This window comes from Nocardioides caldifontis (genome assembly GCF_008087345.1).
GTDB classification, from domain to species: domain Bacteria; phylum Actinomycetota; class Actinomycetes; order Propionibacteriales; family Nocardioidaceae; genus Marmoricola_A; species Marmoricola_A caldifontis.
Map to the genome: position 1 here is coordinate 386,363 of NZ_ML701735.1, position 18,407 is coordinate 404,769.

General features: G+C 70.3%; 17 protein-coding genes. 4 read left to right on the top strand and 13 right to left on the bottom strand.

The annotated features are described in order from the left end of the window. Positions 1 to 23 precede the first annotated feature (23 nt). The 4 genes from FIP57_RS01825 to FIP57_RS01840 all read right to left on the bottom strand — a co-directional run bounded on the left by FIP57_RS01825 (position 24) and on the right by FIP57_RS01840 (position 4,638). On the bottom strand, positions 24 to 323 hold the full coding sequence (locus FIP57_RS01825; protein WP_148571339.1) for a 4Fe-4S dicluster domain-containing protein: 300 nt from the start codon (positions 321 to 323) through the stop codon (positions 24 to 26). Beyond that, positions 323 to 2,059: an FAD-dependent oxidoreductase gene (locus FIP57_RS01830; protein WP_148571341.1), complete on the bottom strand. Its 1,737-nt coding sequence runs from the start codon at positions 2,057 to 2,059 to the stop codon at positions 323 to 325. Before FIP57_RS01830 ends, FIP57_RS01825 begins: the two co-directional genes overlap by 1 nt. A 133-nt stretch (positions 2,060 to 2,192) precedes the next feature. Beyond that, positions 2,193 to 3,266: a LacI family DNA-binding transcriptional regulator gene (locus FIP57_RS01835; RefSeq protein ID WP_162529652.1), complete on the bottom strand. Its 1,074-nt coding sequence runs from the start codon at positions 3,264 to 3,266 to the stop codon at positions 2,193 to 2,195. Positions 3,267 to 3,471: 205 nt separating this feature from the next. Continuing rightward, entirely contained in the window at positions 3,472 to 4,638 is a 1,167-nt protein-coding gene (locus FIP57_RS01840) for an MFS transporter (RefSeq protein ID WP_148571345.1), read from the bottom strand. 146 nt (positions 4,639 to 4,784) lie between these two features. Here FIP57_RS01840 and FIP57_RS01845 point away from each other — a divergent pair, with 146 nt between their 5' ends. The 4 genes from FIP57_RS01845 to FIP57_RS01860 all read left to right on the top strand — a co-directional run bounded on the left by FIP57_RS01845 (position 4,785) and on the right by FIP57_RS01860 (position 8,062). After that, the gene (locus tag FIP57_RS01845; protein ID WP_162529653.1) at positions 4,785 to 5,771 is read left to right on the top strand and encodes a C-terminal binding protein; all 987 of its coding nucleotides are present in this window, start codon (positions 4,785 to 4,787) and stop codon (positions 5,769 to 5,771) included. Beyond that, positions 5,768 to 6,550 carry a creatininase family protein gene (locus tag FIP57_RS01850; protein ID WP_148571349.1) on the top strand — a complete coding sequence of 261 codons (783 nt, stop codon included), beginning with the start codon at positions 5,768 to 5,770 and terminating at the stop codon, positions 6,548 to 6,550. The genes FIP57_RS01845 and FIP57_RS01850 overlap by 4 nt, the downstream gene beginning before the upstream one ends. Further along, positions 6,547 to 7,614: a Gfo/Idh/MocA family protein gene (locus FIP57_RS01855; RefSeq protein ID WP_148571351.1), complete on the top strand. Its 1,068-nt coding sequence runs from the start codon at positions 6,547 to 6,549 to the stop codon at positions 7,612 to 7,614. The genes FIP57_RS01850 and FIP57_RS01855 overlap by 4 nt, the downstream gene beginning before the upstream one ends. An 82-nt stretch (positions 7,615 to 7,696) precedes the next feature. Then, complete coding sequence (locus FIP57_RS01860; RefSeq protein ID WP_148571353.1) at positions 7,697 to 8,062, top strand: cupin domain-containing protein; 366 nt, start codon at positions 7,697 to 7,699, stop codon at positions 8,060 to 8,062. Positions 8,063 to 8,089: 27 nt separating this feature from the next. Here FIP57_RS01860 and FIP57_RS01865 read toward each other — a convergent pair whose 3' ends face one another. The 9 genes from FIP57_RS01865 to FIP57_RS01900 all read right to left on the bottom strand — a co-directional run bounded on the left by FIP57_RS01865 (position 8,090) and on the right by FIP57_RS01900 (position 18,404). Beyond that, positions 8,090 to 8,896 (bottom strand): fumarylacetoacetate hydrolase family protein, encoded by an 807-nt coding sequence (locus tag FIP57_RS01865; RefSeq protein ID WP_148571356.1) that lies wholly within the window; start codon positions 8,894 to 8,896, stop codon positions 8,090 to 8,092. Between the two features lie 67 nt (positions 8,897 to 8,963). Then, positions 8,964 to 9,983 carry an ABC transporter substrate-binding protein gene (locus FIP57_RS01870; RefSeq protein ID WP_148571358.1) on the bottom strand — a complete coding sequence of 340 codons (1,020 nt, stop codon included), beginning with the start codon at positions 9,981 to 9,983 and terminating at the stop codon, positions 8,964 to 8,966. Positions 9,984 to 10,098: 115 nt separating this feature from the next. Next, the gene (locus tag FIP57_RS01875; protein ID WP_148571360.1) at positions 10,099 to 10,959 is read right to left on the bottom strand and encodes an ABC transporter permease; all 861 of its coding nucleotides are present in this window, start codon (positions 10,957 to 10,959) and stop codon (positions 10,099 to 10,101) included. Further along, a complete protein-coding gene (locus FIP57_RS01880) occupies positions 10,959 to 11,825 on the bottom strand; it encodes an ABC transporter permease (protein WP_238993242.1) in 867 nt (288 codons plus the stop codon). Before FIP57_RS01880 ends, FIP57_RS01875 begins: the two co-directional genes overlap by 1 nt. Positions 11,826 to 11,832: 7 nt before the next feature. Beyond that, positions 11,833 to 12,693, bottom strand: a complete 861-nt coding sequence (locus tag FIP57_RS01885; RefSeq protein ID WP_148571364.1) for an ABC transporter ATP-binding protein — start codon at positions 12,691 to 12,693, stop codon at positions 11,833 to 11,835. A 258-nt stretch (positions 12,694 to 12,951) separates the two neighbouring features. Further along, the gene (locus FIP57_RS01890) at positions 12,952 to 14,112 is read right to left on the bottom strand and encodes a UxaA family hydrolase (protein WP_238993209.1); all 1,161 of its coding nucleotides are present in this window, start codon (positions 14,110 to 14,112) and stop codon (positions 12,952 to 12,954) included. Continuing rightward, positions 14,091 to 14,390, bottom strand: a complete 300-nt coding sequence (locus tag FIP57_RS23905) for a UxaA family hydrolase (protein WP_238993210.1) — start codon at positions 14,388 to 14,390, stop codon at positions 14,091 to 14,093. Before FIP57_RS23905 ends, FIP57_RS01890 begins: the two co-directional genes overlap by 22 nt. A 121-nt stretch (positions 14,391 to 14,511) precedes the next feature. Further along, complete coding sequence (locus tag FIP57_RS01895) at positions 14,512 to 15,534, bottom strand: P-loop NTPase (protein WP_148571368.1); 1,023 nt, start codon at positions 15,532 to 15,534, stop codon at positions 14,512 to 14,514. Then, positions 15,531 to 18,404, bottom strand: a complete 2,874-nt coding sequence (locus FIP57_RS01900) for a molybdopterin-dependent oxidoreductase (RefSeq protein ID WP_148571370.1) — start codon at positions 18,402 to 18,404, stop codon at positions 15,531 to 15,533. Before FIP57_RS01900 ends, FIP57_RS01895 begins: the two co-directional genes overlap by 4 nt. Positions 18,405 to 18,407 lie beyond the last annotated feature (3 nt).

The following is an 18,407-nucleotide window of genomic DNA, read 5'->3' on the forward strand; positions in this document are numbered from 1 at the left end:
TCACCTCCTGAGCGTCGCTGCCCTCACTCGGGATCCCGCCCGAGCAGCGACGTCACCGGCGTCGTCGGGGCGAGCATGTTCTCGGGGAACACCACCGTGATGGCGTCCGCCGGGCAGGCCTGCTCGCAGAGCCCGCAGTACCAGCACTCGTCGGGGTACGCGATGACCGGGAGGCTCTTGGAGCGCGGCTCCTTGTGGATCACGTCGCCCGGGCAGACGTAGTCGCAGATCATGCACCTGACGCACGTCTCGGGGTCGACGTCGATGGGATTGTGCGGGGCCGGCGCCGCGGCAGCGCCTGCGGCAGCAGTGTCGGTCGTCATCAAGCCTGCCCTCCTACGGCGACTTCGGGTTCTCTCTCGGTCATCGACTCCAGCGCGAGCTCGCCCTGGGCGCTCTGCCTCAGGACGATCGCCCTCTTCCAGTGCAGGTCGTCGGTCTCGGGGTGGTCCAGCCGTCGGTGCGCAGCGCCGGAGCGGCTCTCCGTGCGGTGCAGCGCCGCTTCGGTCATCAGCTCGGCGGCGAGCCGGATGCTCTTGGACTCCAGGGTCCTCATCAGCTCGTGGAAACCGGTCGCGTCGAGCTCCCCCTCCTCGGCGGCGAGCGCCCTGAGCCGTTCCCGGGCGTGGCGCAAGCCCTTCTCGGTGCGCCGCATCCCGACGAAGTCGGTCACCAGGGCCCGGACGTCGTCCTCGAAGTCGGACCAGCGACGGCCGCTGTTCGACAGCAGCGGCTCCTCCATGCGGGCCAGCGCCGTGTCCAGGGAACCGGGGTCGAGGGCAGCGTCCTCGTCCTCCGCCGCGCCGAGGGACTCGACGGCTCCGCGGCCCGCGATGGCGCCCATCGCGGCGGCGACGGAGATGCCGCCACTCACCATGGAGCAGTCACCGGCGCTGTAGAGCCCAGTGAGGTTCGTCTGCCCGGAGGTGTCGACCACCAACCCGCTGCCACGGAAGTAGGAACCTCCGCGGCGGATCGACATCTCCGAGATCCCGAAGGGCAACAGCTCCTTGCGGATGTCCAGGTTCCGCTGGGCGAAGTAGCCGGGCAAGGTGTACCGGTCGACACCGAGCGTCCGGACGAAGTCGTCCAGCTGCTCCTCGGGGAGGTGGCGGATGTCGATGTAGAGCGGCTCGTTGCCGGCGAGCACCTCCTCGATCACCGCGTTGACCAGGATCGTGCGCCGCGCCTTCTCGCCCTTCGGGTCGTACTTGAACATGAACCGCTCACCGTGACGGTTGAGGAAGTACGCTCCCTGGCCGGCGTAGGAGTTGGTGCCCTGCACCGAGAAGCCGAGGGGCGTCAGCGTGGCCTCGACGAGCTCCATGTTGGTGAGCCGCACGCCGTGCCGGAAGGCCATCGCGTGGCCGTCCCCGGTGTTGTAGGGGAAGTGCCAGCTGTCGAACGGCATCCCACTGATGTTGCGCGAGATCCGGTTGATGTCTCCGGTGCACACCACCACCGAGCGAGCACGGATCACGTAGCGCTCACCGGTGCGGCAGTTGAAGCCCACGGCGCCGACGACGCGCTCACCGGCCGCGTCGGTGACCAGGTCGGTGATCATCGTGCGGGGCAGGAACTTGGCGCCGTGGCCGACGGTGTAGCGCCCCAGCTTGTACTTGAACCTGCTGCCGTCGAAGTTGAGGTGGTACTCCCCCGGGAGCCCGAACGCACGGGTCCGGAAGTACTCACCGGTCGTCGGGTCGGTGAAGTCGATGCCGATGTCGCAGAGCCTCTGGAAGACCCGGGGAAGCTCGTGGACCGCGCGCTCGGCGACGTCCAGGTCGCTGAGCCCGTCGGTCAGACCGGGGACGAACTTCATCAGGTGCTCGGGGCTGTCCCACTCCGCCTCGGTGTTCAGCGGCGTCATGAACTGGTCGACGCCACCAGCCACGCTGCCCGCGCGCTCGAGGAACTTCGCCTTGTCGGCGACCAGCACGGCGGCCCCTTCGTCGCGGGCCTGGATGGCGGCCAGGCAACCGGCGACTCCGCCCCCCACGACGAGGACGTCGGTGGCGAGCCACTTCGGCTCACTGCTCGGCCATGGGGTCGGTGACATCGAGTCCTCCGTCGCTGGCAAACGTTTGGCAGGCCACTACAGTAGGAAGCCCGAGCCACGGTGTCAACGGATGGCCGGGGCTCTCCGCAAACGCTTGGCGCGAGACGCGTCAGGGGCCGCCGGCGCCCGACGGCTACACCTGCCTGGTCGAGGCCCGCACCTGCAGGGACGTCGGGAGGAGCACGCTCGCCGGTGAGGTGTCCGCAGTGTCGAGCATGTTGAGCAGGAGCCGCGCGGTCTCGCGCCCGATCTGGTACTTCGGGACGTGGATGCTCGTGAGCGGCGGGTCGAACTCGTCGCACCAGCGCGAGCCGTTGTACCCCACCACGGAGACGTCGTCCGGCACGTGCAGGCCGTGCGCGCGGAGCCCGCGGTAGCAGCCGAGAGCGATCATGTCGCTCGCGGCGACGATGGCGGTGAAGGGTCGCCCGCGACCGACCAGCTCCTTGGTGGCCTCGGCACCCGCGTCCTTGGTGAACCAGGGAGCGAAGACGATGAGCTCCTCGTCGACCTCCAGCCCGAGGGCGTGCATCCAGGCCCGGAAGTAGTGGTACCGGTTGAAACCGGTGGAGGCGGACAGCGCCGCGCCAACGAAGGCGATCCGCTGGTGGCCGAGGTCGGCGAGGTGGCGGACCGCGAGGCCGACACCCTGGTGGTCGTCCCCTGCGACCATCGACATCGGCGCCTCGTCGGTGGTGCGGTTGACCAGCACCACCGGCACACCGCCATCCACGAGGTTCTGCAGCAGGGGGTAGGACCGGAGCGCCGTCGCGAGCACTAGCCCGTCGACTCGGCGCTGGAGGAAGACGTCGAGCAGGTTCTCCTCACGACCGAGGTCCTGGTCGGTGTTGCCCAGGATCATCGCGTAGCCGCGGTCCCGGAGACCGTCCTCGATGCCGCGCACGATAGGGGGGAACAGCGGGTTGCCGAGGTCGGGCACCAGCATCCCGATCGTCATGGAGCGCTGCACCTTCAGCCCCCTGGCGAACGGGTTCGCGCGGTAGCCCAGCGCCTCGGCTGTCGCGAGGACCCGCTTCACCGTCTCCGGCTTCACCCGGTCGCGGGTCTCCGGGCGCAGGGCCCGCGAGACCGTGGAGATGTCGAGCTGCGCAGCGCTCGCAACCTCTCGCAGCGTCGGTGGGCGGGAGCGGTTCCTGCCCCCGCCGGCCGGCTGCCCCACCGCACGGGACTCAGGAGAGCTACCCATGGTCACCTCCTGCGGTCGGTTCGAGGAGTCTAGGGCAGCCGCGAGGCAGCCCGGCTCACGCCGTGCGCTCGGCCACGGTGCGCCGGCGTCCGTACGCCGCGGCCCGGATCGTGCCGGCTCGAAGCACATCGTGCACCTCGTGGCGGTCGGAATACAAACGTATGGATGGCTCGGGCGCGGCGCTGGGGTCGGCCGCAGCCCCTTCTCACTCCGGGTCCGGCTCCTGGTCCATGGGGACGCCGCGCGTCGCGAGGGCAGCACCGAGCAAGCCCCCGGCGGTGGCGACCAGGACCCCCGCGGCACCGAGCCCGCCGGCCGCGAGGCCGAGCGCTCCCGGGATCACGGTCTGGCCGAGCCGGTTCCCCACCAGCCGCAGCGAGACGACGCGGCCCCGTAGCCCGGGCGGCGAGATCTCCGCGAGCCAGGCCAGCATCACCGGCTGGCACACCCCCAGTCCGAACCCCATGACGACCACGGCGACGAAGCGCGCCCACAGCGGCGCGGGGAGCGCCACCACCGCGGTCGCGACGCCGGAGACGGCGATGGAGGTGGTGAGGAGCAACCGGCGCCCCAGGGCGGCGGTGAGGACACCGGTCAGCACCCGGGAGGACATGGTCGCCAGCGCCCTCGCGGTCAGCAGCGCACTGACGACGCCCACCGCCAGCCCCTCCTCGGCCCCCAGCAGGGGCAGGTACACCAGCGTCACGTCCATGGCCGCGAGCACCAGGCTGCTCACCAGCAGGCCGCGCAGCAGAGCCGGCGTCCTCAGCACGGCACTGAGCCCACCGGTCTCGGTGCGCGCGAGGCCGCTCCGACGGCCGGCGGGGCGGACGAGGACGCTCACGAGCACGAGCACCACCGCGAGGACGCCCGCACCGCGGAACGCGTCCTCGGTGTCGGGCACCGCTGCCGACGCGCCGTACAGGGTGAGCAGACCGGCGCCGGCCGCCTGGCCTACCGAGCCCGCGAACGTGTAGTAGCCGAAGGCGCTGTCGAAGCGTCCGGGACGAGCCAGCTCCGCGACCAGCGACTGCTGTCCGACCGCACACAGGAGGTGGCCGGTGCCGAGCACGACCATGGCCGACACCAGCACGGCGAAGCTGTCGGCGCGCACCACGAGCACCCCCGCGGTCGCCGCGACCAGCACCGCCCCGGCGACCATGACCCGGCTCTCGCCGTACCTGTCAGCCAGGCCGCCGGCGGGCAGCGCCAGCACCAACGGCACCAGCGCGAAGGCCGCCGCGAGGAAGCCCAGCAACGCGGCACCGACGTCGAGCCCGACCGCCCCGTAGGAGGCGGTCACGCGGAGCAGGAACGTCACGGTCTGGAACAGCACTGTCTGCAGGCAGAGCACCGCAAGACCCCGGCTCATCGGCCCGCCTCCTGCCGCTCGTCCCTGCGCCCAGTGTGCTCCACCGCGCGCCCGCGCCCGTCATGGTCGCGCCGCTGTGCAGGGTTGACCATGCAAACGATTGGCAGTACGTTGCCGACGTCACACCGACCCCTGGGAGGACACACGTGAGCGCTCCCCTCGTCGCGATCCTGGGCACCCGCTACCGGGACTTCGCCGTGGAGAAGCAGGTGCTCGACCCGCTGGGGGCGCAGCTCGTCAGCGGCCCGGGTGACGGCCCGGGAGCCATCCTCGAGGTCGCTGCCGAGGCAGACGTGGTCCTCGCCGGATCCGCGCCGAAGTTCACCGCGGAGGTGTTGAGCGGCCTGCGGTGTCGCGGCATCGTCCGGTACGGCGTCGGCACCGACTCCATCGACCTGGATGCGGCCCGGGAGCAGGGTGTCGCCGTCGCTCGCGTGTCGGACTACGGGACCGAGGCCGTCGCCTTCCACGCCGTGACCACCGCGACCGCGCTGGTCCGTCGCCTCCCCGAGGCTGACCGGGCAGTGCGCGCCGGCGGCTGGGGGTTCGCCGACCTGCGCCCCCTGCACCTGCCGAGCAGCCTCGTCGCCGGCGTGGTCGGGTTCGGCCGCATCGGTCGACAGGCCGCCCACTACTTCTCGGGGCTCGGCTTCACCGTCCTCGCGCACGACGAGTACGTCGACGTCGCAGCCGCCGACGCCCGGGTCCGGTCGGTCGGGCTCGACGAGCTGCTGGAGTCCTGCGACGTCGTGAGCCTCCACGCCCCGGGCACGCATGACGGCACCCCGCTCCTCGACGCGACCCGCCTCGCGCGGATGCGGCCGGGGAGCGTCCTGGTCAACACAGCTCGCGGATCGCTGGTGGACCTCGACGCTCTCGTGCGGGGACTGCGGGAGGGGCGTCCCGCCCGCGCGGCGCTCGACGTCTATCCCCACGAGCCCGTCGACGTCAGTGGCTTCGTCGAGGTGCAGGACCAGCTCCTGCTCACCCCGCACATGGCCTGGTACACCGAGGAGTCCGAGCGCGACATGCGTGAGAAGGCGGCTGACGAAGCCGCCCGGCTCCTGTCCGGAGAGCCACTGCGGGACCCCGTGGTGACCGTCCCGACCCGAGTGGAGGATCGAACGACGTGACGAACGACCTGGCCAGGATGACCAGCCCGGAGGCGCGAGCGGCGATCGAGCGTTCGGGCATCGTCGTCCTTCCCATCGGGAGCATCGAGCAGCACGGCCCGCACCTGCCCAACGGCACCGACACCATGGCCGCGGAGCTGGTGGCGAAGGAGGTCGCCGACCGGCTCGGAGCCGTCTACGCGCCGTTCTGCCCATACGGCGTCACGCCGATCCACGCGGGCCACCCGGGCTCGGTGACGCTGCGCCGGTCGACGTTCGAGGCCCTGCTCGAGGACGTCTGCACCGAGCTCATCTCGGGCGGCGCGGGGACGGTGATCCTCGTGAACTGGCACGAGGGGAACATCGCCTCGATGAACGCGGTCGCGACCGACCTGCAGGACCGGCACGACGTCACGTTCATCGCGGCCCAGGCCTGCTACACCGCTCAACGGCTCTACCGTCCCGAGGGAGGGGAGCTCACCCACGGGGGCGGCATCGAGACGCTGGCGATCCTCGCCTACGACGAGTCCTTGGTGAAGACCGAGGTCGTCGGCGAGCCGACCCGCCCGGCCGGGGCCCTGGAGATGGACGAGATGCGCAGGTCCCCGGAGGTCTACGGGTTCATCACCGACGTCACCGAGCTCGCGGACGACGGGTGGTACGGCAACCCCCACTGGGCCACCGTCGAACGGTCCAAGGATTTCACCGATGTGGTGGCCACCGGCGTCCTCGCCGGCATCGACGTGGTGATGAACGCGCGCCGCACCCGCGCGACCAACGAATCGAAGGAGACAGCATGAGTGACAAGGTCCGACTCGCCTCTGTCGGTCTCGGGCGGTGGGCGCGGGTGCTCGCGCGCGGCGCGCAGAGAGGAGACAAGGTCGAGCTCTACAGCTGCTTCAGCCGCGATCCGGGGAAGCGGGCCGCGTTCCAGCAGGAGTTCGGGATCGAACGGTCCGCCGGGAGCTACGAGGAGCTGCTCGCCGACCCGGCGGTCGAGGGCGTCATCATCACCACGCCCAACGACACCCACATGGACGTCATCACCCAGGCGCTCAGGGCGGGGAAGGCCGTCTACACCGACAAGCCGATCGCCCACAGCCTGGAGGACGCCAACCGCATCGCCGCGGTCGTGGCGGAGACCGGCGGCGTCTTCGCTGTCGGCCACAGCTCCCGGCGGCTGTCCGGGCACCGGGAGATGAAGCGGTGGATCGAGGACGGCCGGCTCGGGGAGGTCTCCCTGGCCGAGGCGAACTTCTCCAACGAGCGCGGGCTCGAGCTCACGCCTCAGACGTGGCGGTGGTACGCCGACAAGAGCCCCGGCGGTGCCTTCATCCAGCTCGGCGTCCACCACGCCGACACGCTCCAGTTCCTCCTGGGACCGGTCAAGAACGTGACCGCCCAGGCCAGGAAGCTCTACACCAAGTCCGAGGTCCCTGACGCGATCATGGCGATCCTCGAGTTCGAGAGCGGTGCGCTCGGTTACATCGGCACCGGCTGGGCCTCCCCCGGCGTCTACACGATGAACCTGCTGGGCACGAAGGCCAACCTGATGTACGACCTGGACTTCACCCACTGGGACGAGTCCCACCTCGCCGACGACTGGTCGACCCTGAAGTCGCAGTTCTACGGCGAGTCGGTCCGTCAGCCCGTGGAGCTCCCGCGCACCGACATGTTCCGCGAGCAGCTCGAGGAGTTCGGTCTGGCAGCGCGCGGCGAAGCCACCGTCGAGGTCGGTGCGACCGAGGCGGTGCGCGCGCTCGCCGTCGTGCGGGCGGTCATCGAGTCCTCGGCCAGAGGCGGTCAGGCGGTCTCGCTCGACGAGGTCATCGACAGCGCTCAGGCCTCGCCCGCCCTGGCCTGACCCGCACCCACGACGTGACCCAGTCGCGGGGAGGTCGTGCCAGCACCCGGCGCGACCTCCCCGCCCCACCTCGGAGGTACACATGCCGGTCGTCCGCTCCGGCGACCTGGCGTTCCGCCAGCTGTCCGGTCGGCTCTCCGCCGACCCCCTGCCGGCCGGTACAGGCGGTGACTACTCGGTGAGGGTGGTGCGGATCCCGCCGGGTCCGCGCACCCCGCACCTGCACCCGCACACCGACGAGGTCACCTTCGTCGTCTCCGGCTCCGGCACTGCGTGGGAGGCAGACACGCCGACCCCGGTCGGGCCCGGCGACCTCCTCGTCGTCCCTCGCGAAGTCCCGCACGCGACCGTCGCCACCGGGGACACCGAGCTGGTCCTGCTCTGCTTCTTCCCCCACCCCGACCTCGGAGCGAACATCGTCGAGCTCGAGGGTCCCCTCCGGCACTGAGCCGGTTCGCCCTGCCGGCCGGCTGCGTCAGCCGGCCGCACCGACCATCGTGGTGGTGAGGCGGCCGAGCCCCTCGATCTCCACCGTCACCACGTCACCGGGCCGCAGGAACCGTGGGGGCGACATGGCCATCCCGACCCCGGGAGGGGTCCCGGTGGCGATGACGTCTCCGGGCTCGAGCGTGATCGTCTGGCTGATCGTGCTGACCAGCTCGGCGACGCCGAAGACCATCTGGCTCGTCGAGGAGTCCTGCACGACGTCGTCGTTGACCGTGCACCGGACCTTGAGGTCGTCGGGCGCCCCCACCTCGTCGGCGGTCACGAGCACCGGGCCCATCGGCAGGAACGCGTCGATCGCCTTGCCCCTGGTCCACTGTCCGCCGCGCCGCTGCAGGTCCCGTGCGGAGAGGTCGTTGAGACAGGTGTAGCCGGCGACGTGGTCGAGCGCCTCCTCCACCGTCACCCTGCTCGCCACCCGCCCGACGACGACACCGAGCTCCGCCTCCCAGTCCACCTCCTCGGTCACCTCGGGGATGGCCACGCGAGCGCCGTCCCCGACCACCGAGTTCGCGAACTTGGCGAACAGCACCGGTTCCGTCGGGATCGGCTTGCCCGTCTCCAACGCATGGTCGCGGTAGTTGAGCCCGACGCAGATGATCTTGGCCGGCCGCGGCACGGGGGCCAGCAGCTCCAGCTCCGCGACTGGCACCGGCTCCCGGTCCTCTGCCGGCGCGCCGGCGAGGTGAGCCACCAGGTCCTCACCCATCGGCACCACGTACGTGCCGTCGGCGCCCTCGAGCCGGCCGTAGCCCCCGACGAACGAGACGAGCCTCATTCCACCTCCACGTGCGTACATGAGGAACCCGGCGGCGAGCGGTGCTCGACGCCGGGTCCTCTCCTGATCAGATGTCGCCCGGCTCCACCGGCAGGCCGAGCTCCTCCTGCGCCTCGGTGAGGCAGGAGAAGTCGACGTGGTCACGCCAGTCGAAGTCCTCGGGAACGTTGCCGTTCTCGATCATGTCCTGGTTCCACTCGTCGAAGGCCTCTTCGGTCGCACCGCCCTCGAGCGCGAGCTGGGTCTCCATCTCCTGCTCCCACTCAGCGATCTCGTCCTTGCTGGGCTCGAGCCCCGCCTCCTTCACCATCTCGACGATCTCGTCGCGGTTGTCGGTGAACGTCTCACCCTCGGAGGCGTACTGGAAGGCCTGGATCCGGCCCTTGACGTAGGCACACACCTCTTCCCGGTGGTCCTCCAGCGTCTCGGCGCGCACCACCCACACTTCCTGGGGCACCTCGCGGAACTCCTTGTGGATCATGGTCCCGCCGGCCTCGGTGAGCGGGGTCAGGTGCCGCGGCTGCAGCTGCGCCACGTCGATCTGGCCGGCGAGCATCGCCTGCAGCCGCTCGTCGGAGCCGCCCTTGACCGAGACGAATTCGAGGTCGTCGGGGTCGACCCCCATCTCCTCCAGGATGCTCCTGGCGACGGTGATGTTGCGGTCACCGACGGGCCCACCGCTGATCTTCAGCCCCTCGAGGTTGTCGGGGTCGACTCCCTCACGGACGCCCAACCACCAGGCCTCGGTGTCCTTCGCGACCCCGATGATCTTCAGCGGCACGCTGCCCTCGGCCAGTGCCGCCCAGATGACGTCGCTCTCGCCCTGGGCGACCCACACGTCGCCGCCGATGAGCCCCGCCATGTACTCCTCGGACGCCGTGACCTCGGCGGGCTCGGTGAACCCGAGCTCCGGCCAGAACATCTCGTCCGCGACCCGCCAGGTCATCTGGTTCATGAAGTCGTCGTTGTCGTACGACATCCGCACCTGCGTGAACTTGTCCCCGTCGCCACCGGAGCCACCACCGTCATCGCCTCCGCAGCCTGCGAGCACGGAGCTGATGAGGCCGACTCCTGCGACGGCCGCCATGCACTTCCTCACACCAACCTCCAAGCCGGCTTTCGCCGAAACCCTCGAGAACCCGACCCGTGCCGAGTCCGTCCTAGCCCGAGATCGCCCGCACCATCCCGAGCAGCGCGCGCCGTCAGTCGCTCGACCGACGCCCCTCCATCACCTTCCTCTCGAGCAGCTGCGTGGCACTCACCATCGCCACGCAGAAGAGCACGAAGACGAGCAACATCGCGTAGGTCTGGGCGCTGTTGAACGTCTTCGCGGCCTGCGTGATGATGAAGCCGATGCCGTTGTCGGCGGTGAACAGCTCACCGATGAACAGCCCGAGCAACCCGCGCGACACACCCATCCGGACGCCGGTGGCGATGAACGGGACGGTGGACGGCATGACCACCTTGGCGAAGCACTGGCCCCGACTGGCGCCGAACGACCGGGCCGCCACGAGGAGGCTGTTGTCGACGGTCTTGACGCCCTCCATGATGACGACCAGCGTCGCCGGCACGGCCGAGAGGACGATGATCCAGATCCGGGCGGAGTCGTTGATGCCGACCCACAGGATGATGATCGGCATCAGGACGATGCGCGGCATCGTGTAGAGCGCCCAGACGTAGGTGCTCAGCGCCTTGTCGAGCACCTTGATGCCTCCGATCGCCAACCCTGCCGGGATGGCGACGGCCAGCGAGAGGGCCATGCCGACGATGTAGATGAGCAGGCTGATCCCGAGGTTGCTCCAGAGGATCCCCTCCTCGCTCATCTCGACGAGCTCGGCGAAGACGTCGGTCACCGACGGCATGAAGAGCGTGGGGACGTCGCCGTACCTCGCGATGAGCTCCCAGGCGAGGAAGAAGCAGGCGAGGTTGACGACCGAGAACAGGATCCGCTGGCGTCGGCTGAAGACCCGGCGCCCCCGGCGTCGCGGCATCTTCTGCCGCCGGAACACACCGGGGACCAGGGTGCGCGGCGACGGGGAAGCGGGCCTGAGGGTCGTGGTCATCAGAGCACCACCTCCTCGCGCCACCGGCTCGCCCACACCTCGAGGCGACGCGAGCCCGAGACGAGGAGCAGTGCGATGGCGATCAGCAGGAAGACGAAGGCGAACATCCTCGCGGTGTCGTACACCCGCGAGGACTGCATCACTTCACCACCGATGCCCGCAGCGCCCACGAGCAGCTCGACCGACAGCAGACCGACGAACCCTCGGGAGATCGCGTTGCGGACACCGCTGGCGATGAAGGGCATCGCGCACGGGACGATCACCTTGTAGAACAGCGCCAGCCGACGGGCACCGAACGCCCGGGCGGCCCGGACCAAGGACTGGTCGACGGTCTGCACCCCGTCCTTGCAGCTCAGGCACAGCGGCACCGATGCCGAGAGGAAGACCATCCAGATGCTCGTCGCCGTGCCGAAGCCCGAGAAGAGGATGAGCAGCGGCGCGAACGCGATGTTCGGCAGTGCGAAGAACCCCCACAGGTACGGCGAGGTGACCAGGTCCGCGATCGGCGACAAACCGATCGCCAGGCCGATCGGGATGGCGATCATCGAGATGGCCATGCCCACGGCCAACGGGAACGCGCTCGCCTTCATCGCCTCCCAGGCCTGGCCGTCGAGCACGGCGTCCCAGAACGCCTGGACGACCTGGGCCGGGCTCGGCAGCACGATCGGGTTGGGGTCGGTGATCAGCACCGCCGCCTGCCACACGCCGACGAAGACCAGCAGGCTGACGAACCCGGGCAGGTGCGAGAGCAGCCGCTTGCGCCAGGGGTGGTCCACCTGGCGCGCGGGGCCGAGGTGCGCGGGAGCCCCGCTCGAGGGCGCGTCCGGGGAGCCGGGGGCGGAGGCGAGACCGGCACTGATCGGCATGGCCACCTCAACCCTCCTGCAGGGCCGGCTCGACGGTCGCACCGGCGGCTCTGGCCACGCCGCGGGCAGGGTCGTCGGCCAGCAGGTCCCAGATGTGGTCCCGCAGCGCCTGGAACTCGGGAAGCTTGCGGCTCTCCCTGCCCCTCGGCCGGGGGATGTCCACCGTCAGCAGCTCCCGGATGCGTCCGGGGCGGTTGGTCACCACGGCGATCTTGTCCGCCAGCGTGATCGCCTCGTCGACGCTGTGGGTGATGAAGATGATGGCCTGACCGGTCTCGGCCACGATGCGGGCCAGCTCGTCCTGCATGACCTCACGCGTCATGGCGTCGATGGCCGCGAACGGCTCGTCCATGAGCAGCAGCCGCGGCTCCGTCACGAGCGCGCGGGCCAGGCCGACGCGCTGGCGCATGCCTCCGGAGAGCTCACGGGGGTAGGCCTTCTCGAAACCCTCGAGCCCCACGAGCTTGATGTAGTGGCCGACGCGCTCCTTGGTCGAGGCGTCGACCCGCCCTTGCAGCTCCAGCCCGAACCTGACGTTCTGCTCGGTCGTCCGCCACGGCATCAGGGCGTAGTCCTGGAAGACCACGGCCCGATCGGTCTCGGGGCCCGTGACCTCTTTGCCCATCACCTTCACCGTGCCGGCTGAGGGGAAGGTCAGGCCGGCCACCACGTTGAGGAAGGTGCTCTTGCCGCACCCGCTGGGGCCGACGACCGCGAGGAACTCGCCCTGCTGCAGGTCGATCGTGAAGCCGCTGAGCGCGATGAGCGTGTCCTTCTCGCGCAGCCGGTCATAGGTCACCGAGACGTCGTGAGCCTCGACGGCCAGCACGCGACCCCCCGGCTCTGCGCTTTCACGGACCTTCACCATGGGTCTGTCCTTCGGTCGTGTGAGCCAACTCACTACAAACGTTTGCTTATACCAGTGCCTCGACGGGGCAATGTCAAGGGTCCGTTCGGCCTGTCGCCGCCTTGTTATCCCTGCGCGCCAGTGCCCTGGGGGGATCACGACGCGGACGTGGCGCCCAGCCGAGGCGTGGAACGCGGCCGCGCCGGCGGCGGGACCCGCCCGGGGTCCCAGCCGCCGTCGTCGAGCCGGTTCATGTCGGAGCGCACCTGTCCGGCGTGATCAGGCGCTGCGGTAGAGCTTCGTGAGCGTGAACTCCCGGTGTCCCAGCAGCTCGGCCGCGGTCAGTCGGCCGTTGATCGTGCGCTCGACGATGTCGATGAGGATCTCGCCCTGCTCCTCGACCGAGCGACCCTCCGTCAACAGCCCGGAGCAGTCGACGTCGATGTGGTCGCGCATCGACGCCACGGTCTTCGGGTTCGCGGAGATCTTCACGACCGGTTGCACGGGGTTCCCGATGGGGTTGCCCTGGCCGGTCGGGAAGAGGTTCACCACCCCTCCTCCGGCGGCCATCAGCGTCACGCACTCGGCCGCAGCCGACGAGGTGTCCATGAAGTGGAGCCCGGGGACCGTCGGGGCCTCCGCCGGGGCGAGCGCTCCCACGATCGGCTTGGTGCCGGTCTTGACGATGTTGCCCAGCGCCTTCTCCTCGATCGTCGACAGGCCGCCGGCGATGTTCCCCTGGGTCGGCTGGGAGCCGAGGAGGTTGGCGCCGCTGCTCTCGATCATGTCGATGTAGTCGTCGTAGAAGCCCTGGAACCGCGCCCGGACCTCATCGCTGACGCACCGCTCGGCGATGAGGTGCTCACCGCCGGTGAGCTCGCTGGTCTCGCCGAAGATCATCGTGCCGCCGGCGTCCACCCAGCGGTCGCTGAGGTAGGCGGTGATGCGACAGGACCCCAGCCCCGTGGTGGTGTCGGACTCACCGTCCTTGGTGGTGAGGATGATCTCGGAGCGCTCGACGGGCTCGCGGGTCAGCTCGCTCGCGTCCTGGAGGAACTGCTTGGCCACCCGGGAGGCGCGCTCCACGATGGACAGGTCACCGAACCCCTCCAGCCACATGCCCTCGACCGGCTTGCCCGTCTTGGCGATCCCCTCCACCACGCGGGCGGTCCAGTTCGGCTCCACGCCGATCACGACCACCGCCGCGATGTTCGGGTTCGATCCGATGCCGATGAGCGTCCGGAAGGTCAGCTCCAGGTCGTCGCCGAACTGGAGCCGGCCGAACGCGTGCGGGAGGGCGAGCGTCCCCGGGATCAGCGAGGCGACCCCTTCGGCAGCGGCGTTCGAGAGGTCGTCGACCGGGAGGATCGCGACGTGGTTGCGGGTCCCGACGGCCCCGTTGGACCTCCGGTAGCCGGTCAGGCGACGCTGTTCTGCCACCGGGCACTCCTCACGTTGTGGACATGGACGTAGTCGCCCTTCTTGATGTCGGCGCTCGCGATGGCCGTGCGGACGCCGTACTCGATGACGTCCTCCCCTGCGGTGATGTCCCGCAGCGCGACCTTGTGGCCCAGGGGGATCTCCGCGTTGACGTCGACCGTCACGGAGTCGGCGCCGTCCAGGTAACCCACTTCCGCAGGCCCCCGGCTGACGTCCCTGACCGCGACCGCGACGTAGTCGCCGGCCTTGTGGGTCAGGAAGCTCGGCACGTCCGTCATGCCGCCCTCCTTTCTGGTCAGTGGTCTGACCTCGCTGCTGGAACCCTAGGGGCGTCCTCGAAGTGTTGTCAACGCCACACCGCCGGAGCATGACGGCTCGTGGCGGGCCCGCGACCTCGGCTCACGTGAAGAGCGGCAGCGACCGCCCGACGAGCGAGCGCCGCGGTGCGGGGAGCGAGACTGCGAGCGCCTTGAGCGCCTCCACCGCCGCGGAGGCCGGCCCGAGCACGGCGGGGGTCCCGCGGTCCCCTGCGCGGCACACCCCCTCGTCCAGAGGGATCTTCGCCAGGAGCGGGACCCCGAGCTCCTCGGCCAACGCCGCACCTCCGCCACTGCCGAACACGCTGCCGCTCATGTTCTCCACCACGCCGGTGACCGTCAGCGAACCGCGAGCCGCCATCCGGCCCACTCGGGCCGCCACGGACCTCGCCGCCGTCTGGGGCGTGGTGACCACCACCATGCCCGCGTCGGGGAGGAGCCCGGCGAGCGTGAGGAGCACGTCGCCGGTGCCGGGCGGCAGGTCGACCAGCAGCACGTCGAGGTCCGCCCCCCAGTACACGTCGGCGAGGAACTGCTCGAGGGCCTTGTGCAGCATCGGCCCCCGCCAGAGGACCGGTTCCGAGTCGTCCACGAAGAAGCCGATGGACATCAGCCGGACACCCTGGGAGCGGACCGGCAGCATCAGCCCCGGGACAGCCACTGGAGGCTGCCGCACCCCGAAGAGGGCGGGCTGGGAGTAGCCCCAGACATCGGCGTCCAGCACCGCCACGCGCTGACCGTCGGCGGCCAGCGCGGCCGCGACGTTCGCGGTCACCGTCGACTTGCCGACGCCGCCCTTCCCCGAACCGACGAGGTACACCCGCGTGGTGCTGCCCAGGGCGCCGGGGCTGCGGTGGTGGGCCTTGAGGGCGCGAGCGGCGGCCTGCCGGCGCTCGGCGTCCGCAGCCCGCACCTCGATCGCCGAGCCGGCGGGCGCGGCGGCGCTGACGCCCTCCTGCAGCGCACGCAGGTAGGCGGGGTCCTCGCTGAGCCCGTGGACGCGCACCAGCGGGGCGCCGCGCCGCCGTCCGGACACCTCCACCAGCCCCAGCTCGGCGAGGGGCCGCCCCGTCAGCGGCTCCGGGACCAGCTCCGGTGGGCTCACGTGACCGCTTCCCCGCCGCGCACCCTGAACGCCTTCCGCTTCGGCTTGACCGGACGCATCATGAACTCCGGCCGGCGCAGCCCCTCGGCGTTGGGCCCGGGCCGGGTCTCCCGCAGCCACTCGCGGTAGACCTCGCGCGCCTTGGCGACGTCCACCTCGATGTCGCCGTACCGGTCGCCGGGCTCGGCGGGCGAGAGGGTGACGTGCTGGTGCCAGCAGTGGGCGCCCGACCACGGGTCCGGCTGGACCGGGAAGGTGAGGTTCTGGTGAACGCCGGGATCGTCCCAGTTGATGCGCGAGCTGTCGGGATCGTCGCTCGCGAAAGGTCCTGGGAGCTCGACGTACCGCATCCTCCACACGCCCGTGTCCGTGCGCTCGACGTCGACCTTGCCACTCGCCCACCTGCTGGCGTGGATGTCGTCGAGGCGCCAGCGGCCCATGTGGTGGCTCAGCGCGATGACGCCGGGTCGGATGCCCTGGTGCGCCCACGCCCTCGCGACGAAGTAGCCGATGCGCGTGGTCACCCGCACGAGGTCGCCGGTCGCGATGCCCAGGCGTGCGGCGTCGTCGGTGTGAATCCACACCGGGTGGGTGTTGCTGAGCTCGTTGAGGTACTTCGCGTTGGCGGAGCGCGTGTGGATCAGGGTGGGCAGCCGGAACGTCGGGACCAGCACCATCTCGCCCGCTGCCGTATCGATCTTGCGTCGCGAGACGTGCGACTCGATGTACGTCGGGGTCGCGAGCTCGGGCCACCCGAAGGAGGCAACGGCGTCGGAGTACAGCTCGAGCTTCCGGCTGGGCGTGAGCCACCCGGCCACCTCCGACCCGTCCTCGAGCCGGATGCCGACGGCTCCGGCCTCACCGATCAGGGGCGGGGTGGACTCGTCCGTCGTCGGCTTGCGCAGCACCCCGTGCTCGTCGGCCCGCGCTCCGTCCAGCTCCGCCTCCGTCAGCGGCCGCTCGTCCTGCCGGTAGACGTCCCGTGCCACCTCGACCACGCCGTACTTGCGCATGTAGGCCAGCGGTGAGAGCCCTTCGGCCTCGGCCTTCTCGGGGAGCCCCGGCACGCGGTTCTCGAAGACCCAGCGGTAGTACTCGTCGACGGTCACCTTCTCGCCCGGGCGGTACGGCGACTCGAAGTAGCGACGGATGCCCAGGCTCCCGTCGGGGTCGATGCGCCAGGAGAGCTCGAACCAGAACTCGTTCTCCTCCCACACCTCCCCGGGGTTCGTGTCACGCGTGTCCTCGTAGACCATGCCGAGCTTGTCCATGGCGACGCGGGTGACCGGCTGGCGGAACCCCAGCCACTTCGCGGCGTGGGTCTCGTAGGAGTGCGTGTCGTGCCGCTCGGTGGAGTGACCCATCGGCAGCACGTAGTCCGCGAAGATCGCCGTCTCCGACCACGTCGGTGTCAGCGCCACGTGCAGCCCGATGGTGTCGGTCCGGGTCAGCGTCTCGATCCAGGAGAAGCCGTCCGGGTTGGTCCACACGGGATTGTAGACACGGGTGAAGTAGACGTCGATGTCACCGCGCCCGTCCTGCAGGAGGTGCGGCAGGAGGAAGGACATCTCGTTCGTCGACAACGGGAACTCCGGCGGCCAGAGGAGCTCGTTCCACAGCTCGTGCCCCTCCGGCACGTCGAACCCGTGCGCGATGAACTTGTCCCAGCCGTTGGGGCTGGTGCCGCCAGGCGTGCCCACGCTGCCGGTGAGCACGTTGAGGAAGAACAAGGAGCGCGCGACCTGCCACCCTCCGTAGTTCCCCGCCGCCGCCGAGCGCCAGATGTGGGCCGACAGGGCGGACCCGGCCTCGGCGACCATCTCGGCGAGCGCCTCGATGCGCTCGACCGGCACCTGGCTCTCCTCTGCGGCGAACTCGAAGGTGTACCGCGCGTAGTCGGCGTCGAGGACGCGCAGGAACGTGTCGAAGTCCCGTGGCTCGTCCGGGTGGAGCCGCTCGAGGTAGGTGTCCCAGTTCACCCAGCGGCGGAGGTAGTCCCTGTCCACCTGCCCGGTGCGCAGGAGGTACGACGCGATCGCGAGCAGGATCGCCGCCTCGCTGCCGGGCCAGGGGGCGAGCCACAGGTCCGCGTGGCTCGCGGTGTTCGACATGCGCACGTCGAGGACCGCCAGCTTGGCGCCGCCCTGGGTCTTCGCCTCCATGATCCGTTGCGCATGGGGGTTGAAGTAGTGACCGGTCTCCAGGTGGGAGGAGAGCAGCAGGATGACCTTGGCCTGCGCGTAGTCCGGTGACGGTCGGTCGTAGCCACCCCAGGTGCTGTAGCCGAGGCGCGCCCCTGCCGAGCACAGGTTCGTGTGGCTGTTGTGGCCGTCGACGCCCCAGGCCAGGAGGAACCGCTCCGCGAAGCCGTCCTCACCGGGCCTGCCCACGTGGTAGACGACCCGGTCCCGGCGATCCTGCTCGATGGCCCGGCGGATCCGGCCGGCGATGTCGTCGAGCGCCTCGTCCCAGGTGCACCGCTCCCAGCCGCCGGCGCCACGGTCACCGACGCGTCGCAACGGGTGCAGGATGCGCTCGGGGTCGTTGACCTGGTTGATCGTCGCCGGCCCTTTGGCGCAGTTGCGGCCCCGGGACCCCGGGTGGGCGGGGTTGCCCTCGACCTTCGCGATCGTGAGGTCGTCCTTGGCGACATAGGCGAGGAGTCCGCAGGCGGACTCGCAGTTGAAGCACGTCGTCGGGATCAGCATGAACTCCCGCGGGACCTTGCGCGGGTGCGCTTTCGGGTCGTGCGCGACGTGGTGGTCCCACGTCTCCGGAGGCGGGAAGTTGCGGAGGTGCTCGTGGCTCCGGTCACCCGGCAGGCGCGCCGGGGCGTCCGTCGAGCCGGACCGGTCGTCCGTGGTGGTCATCTC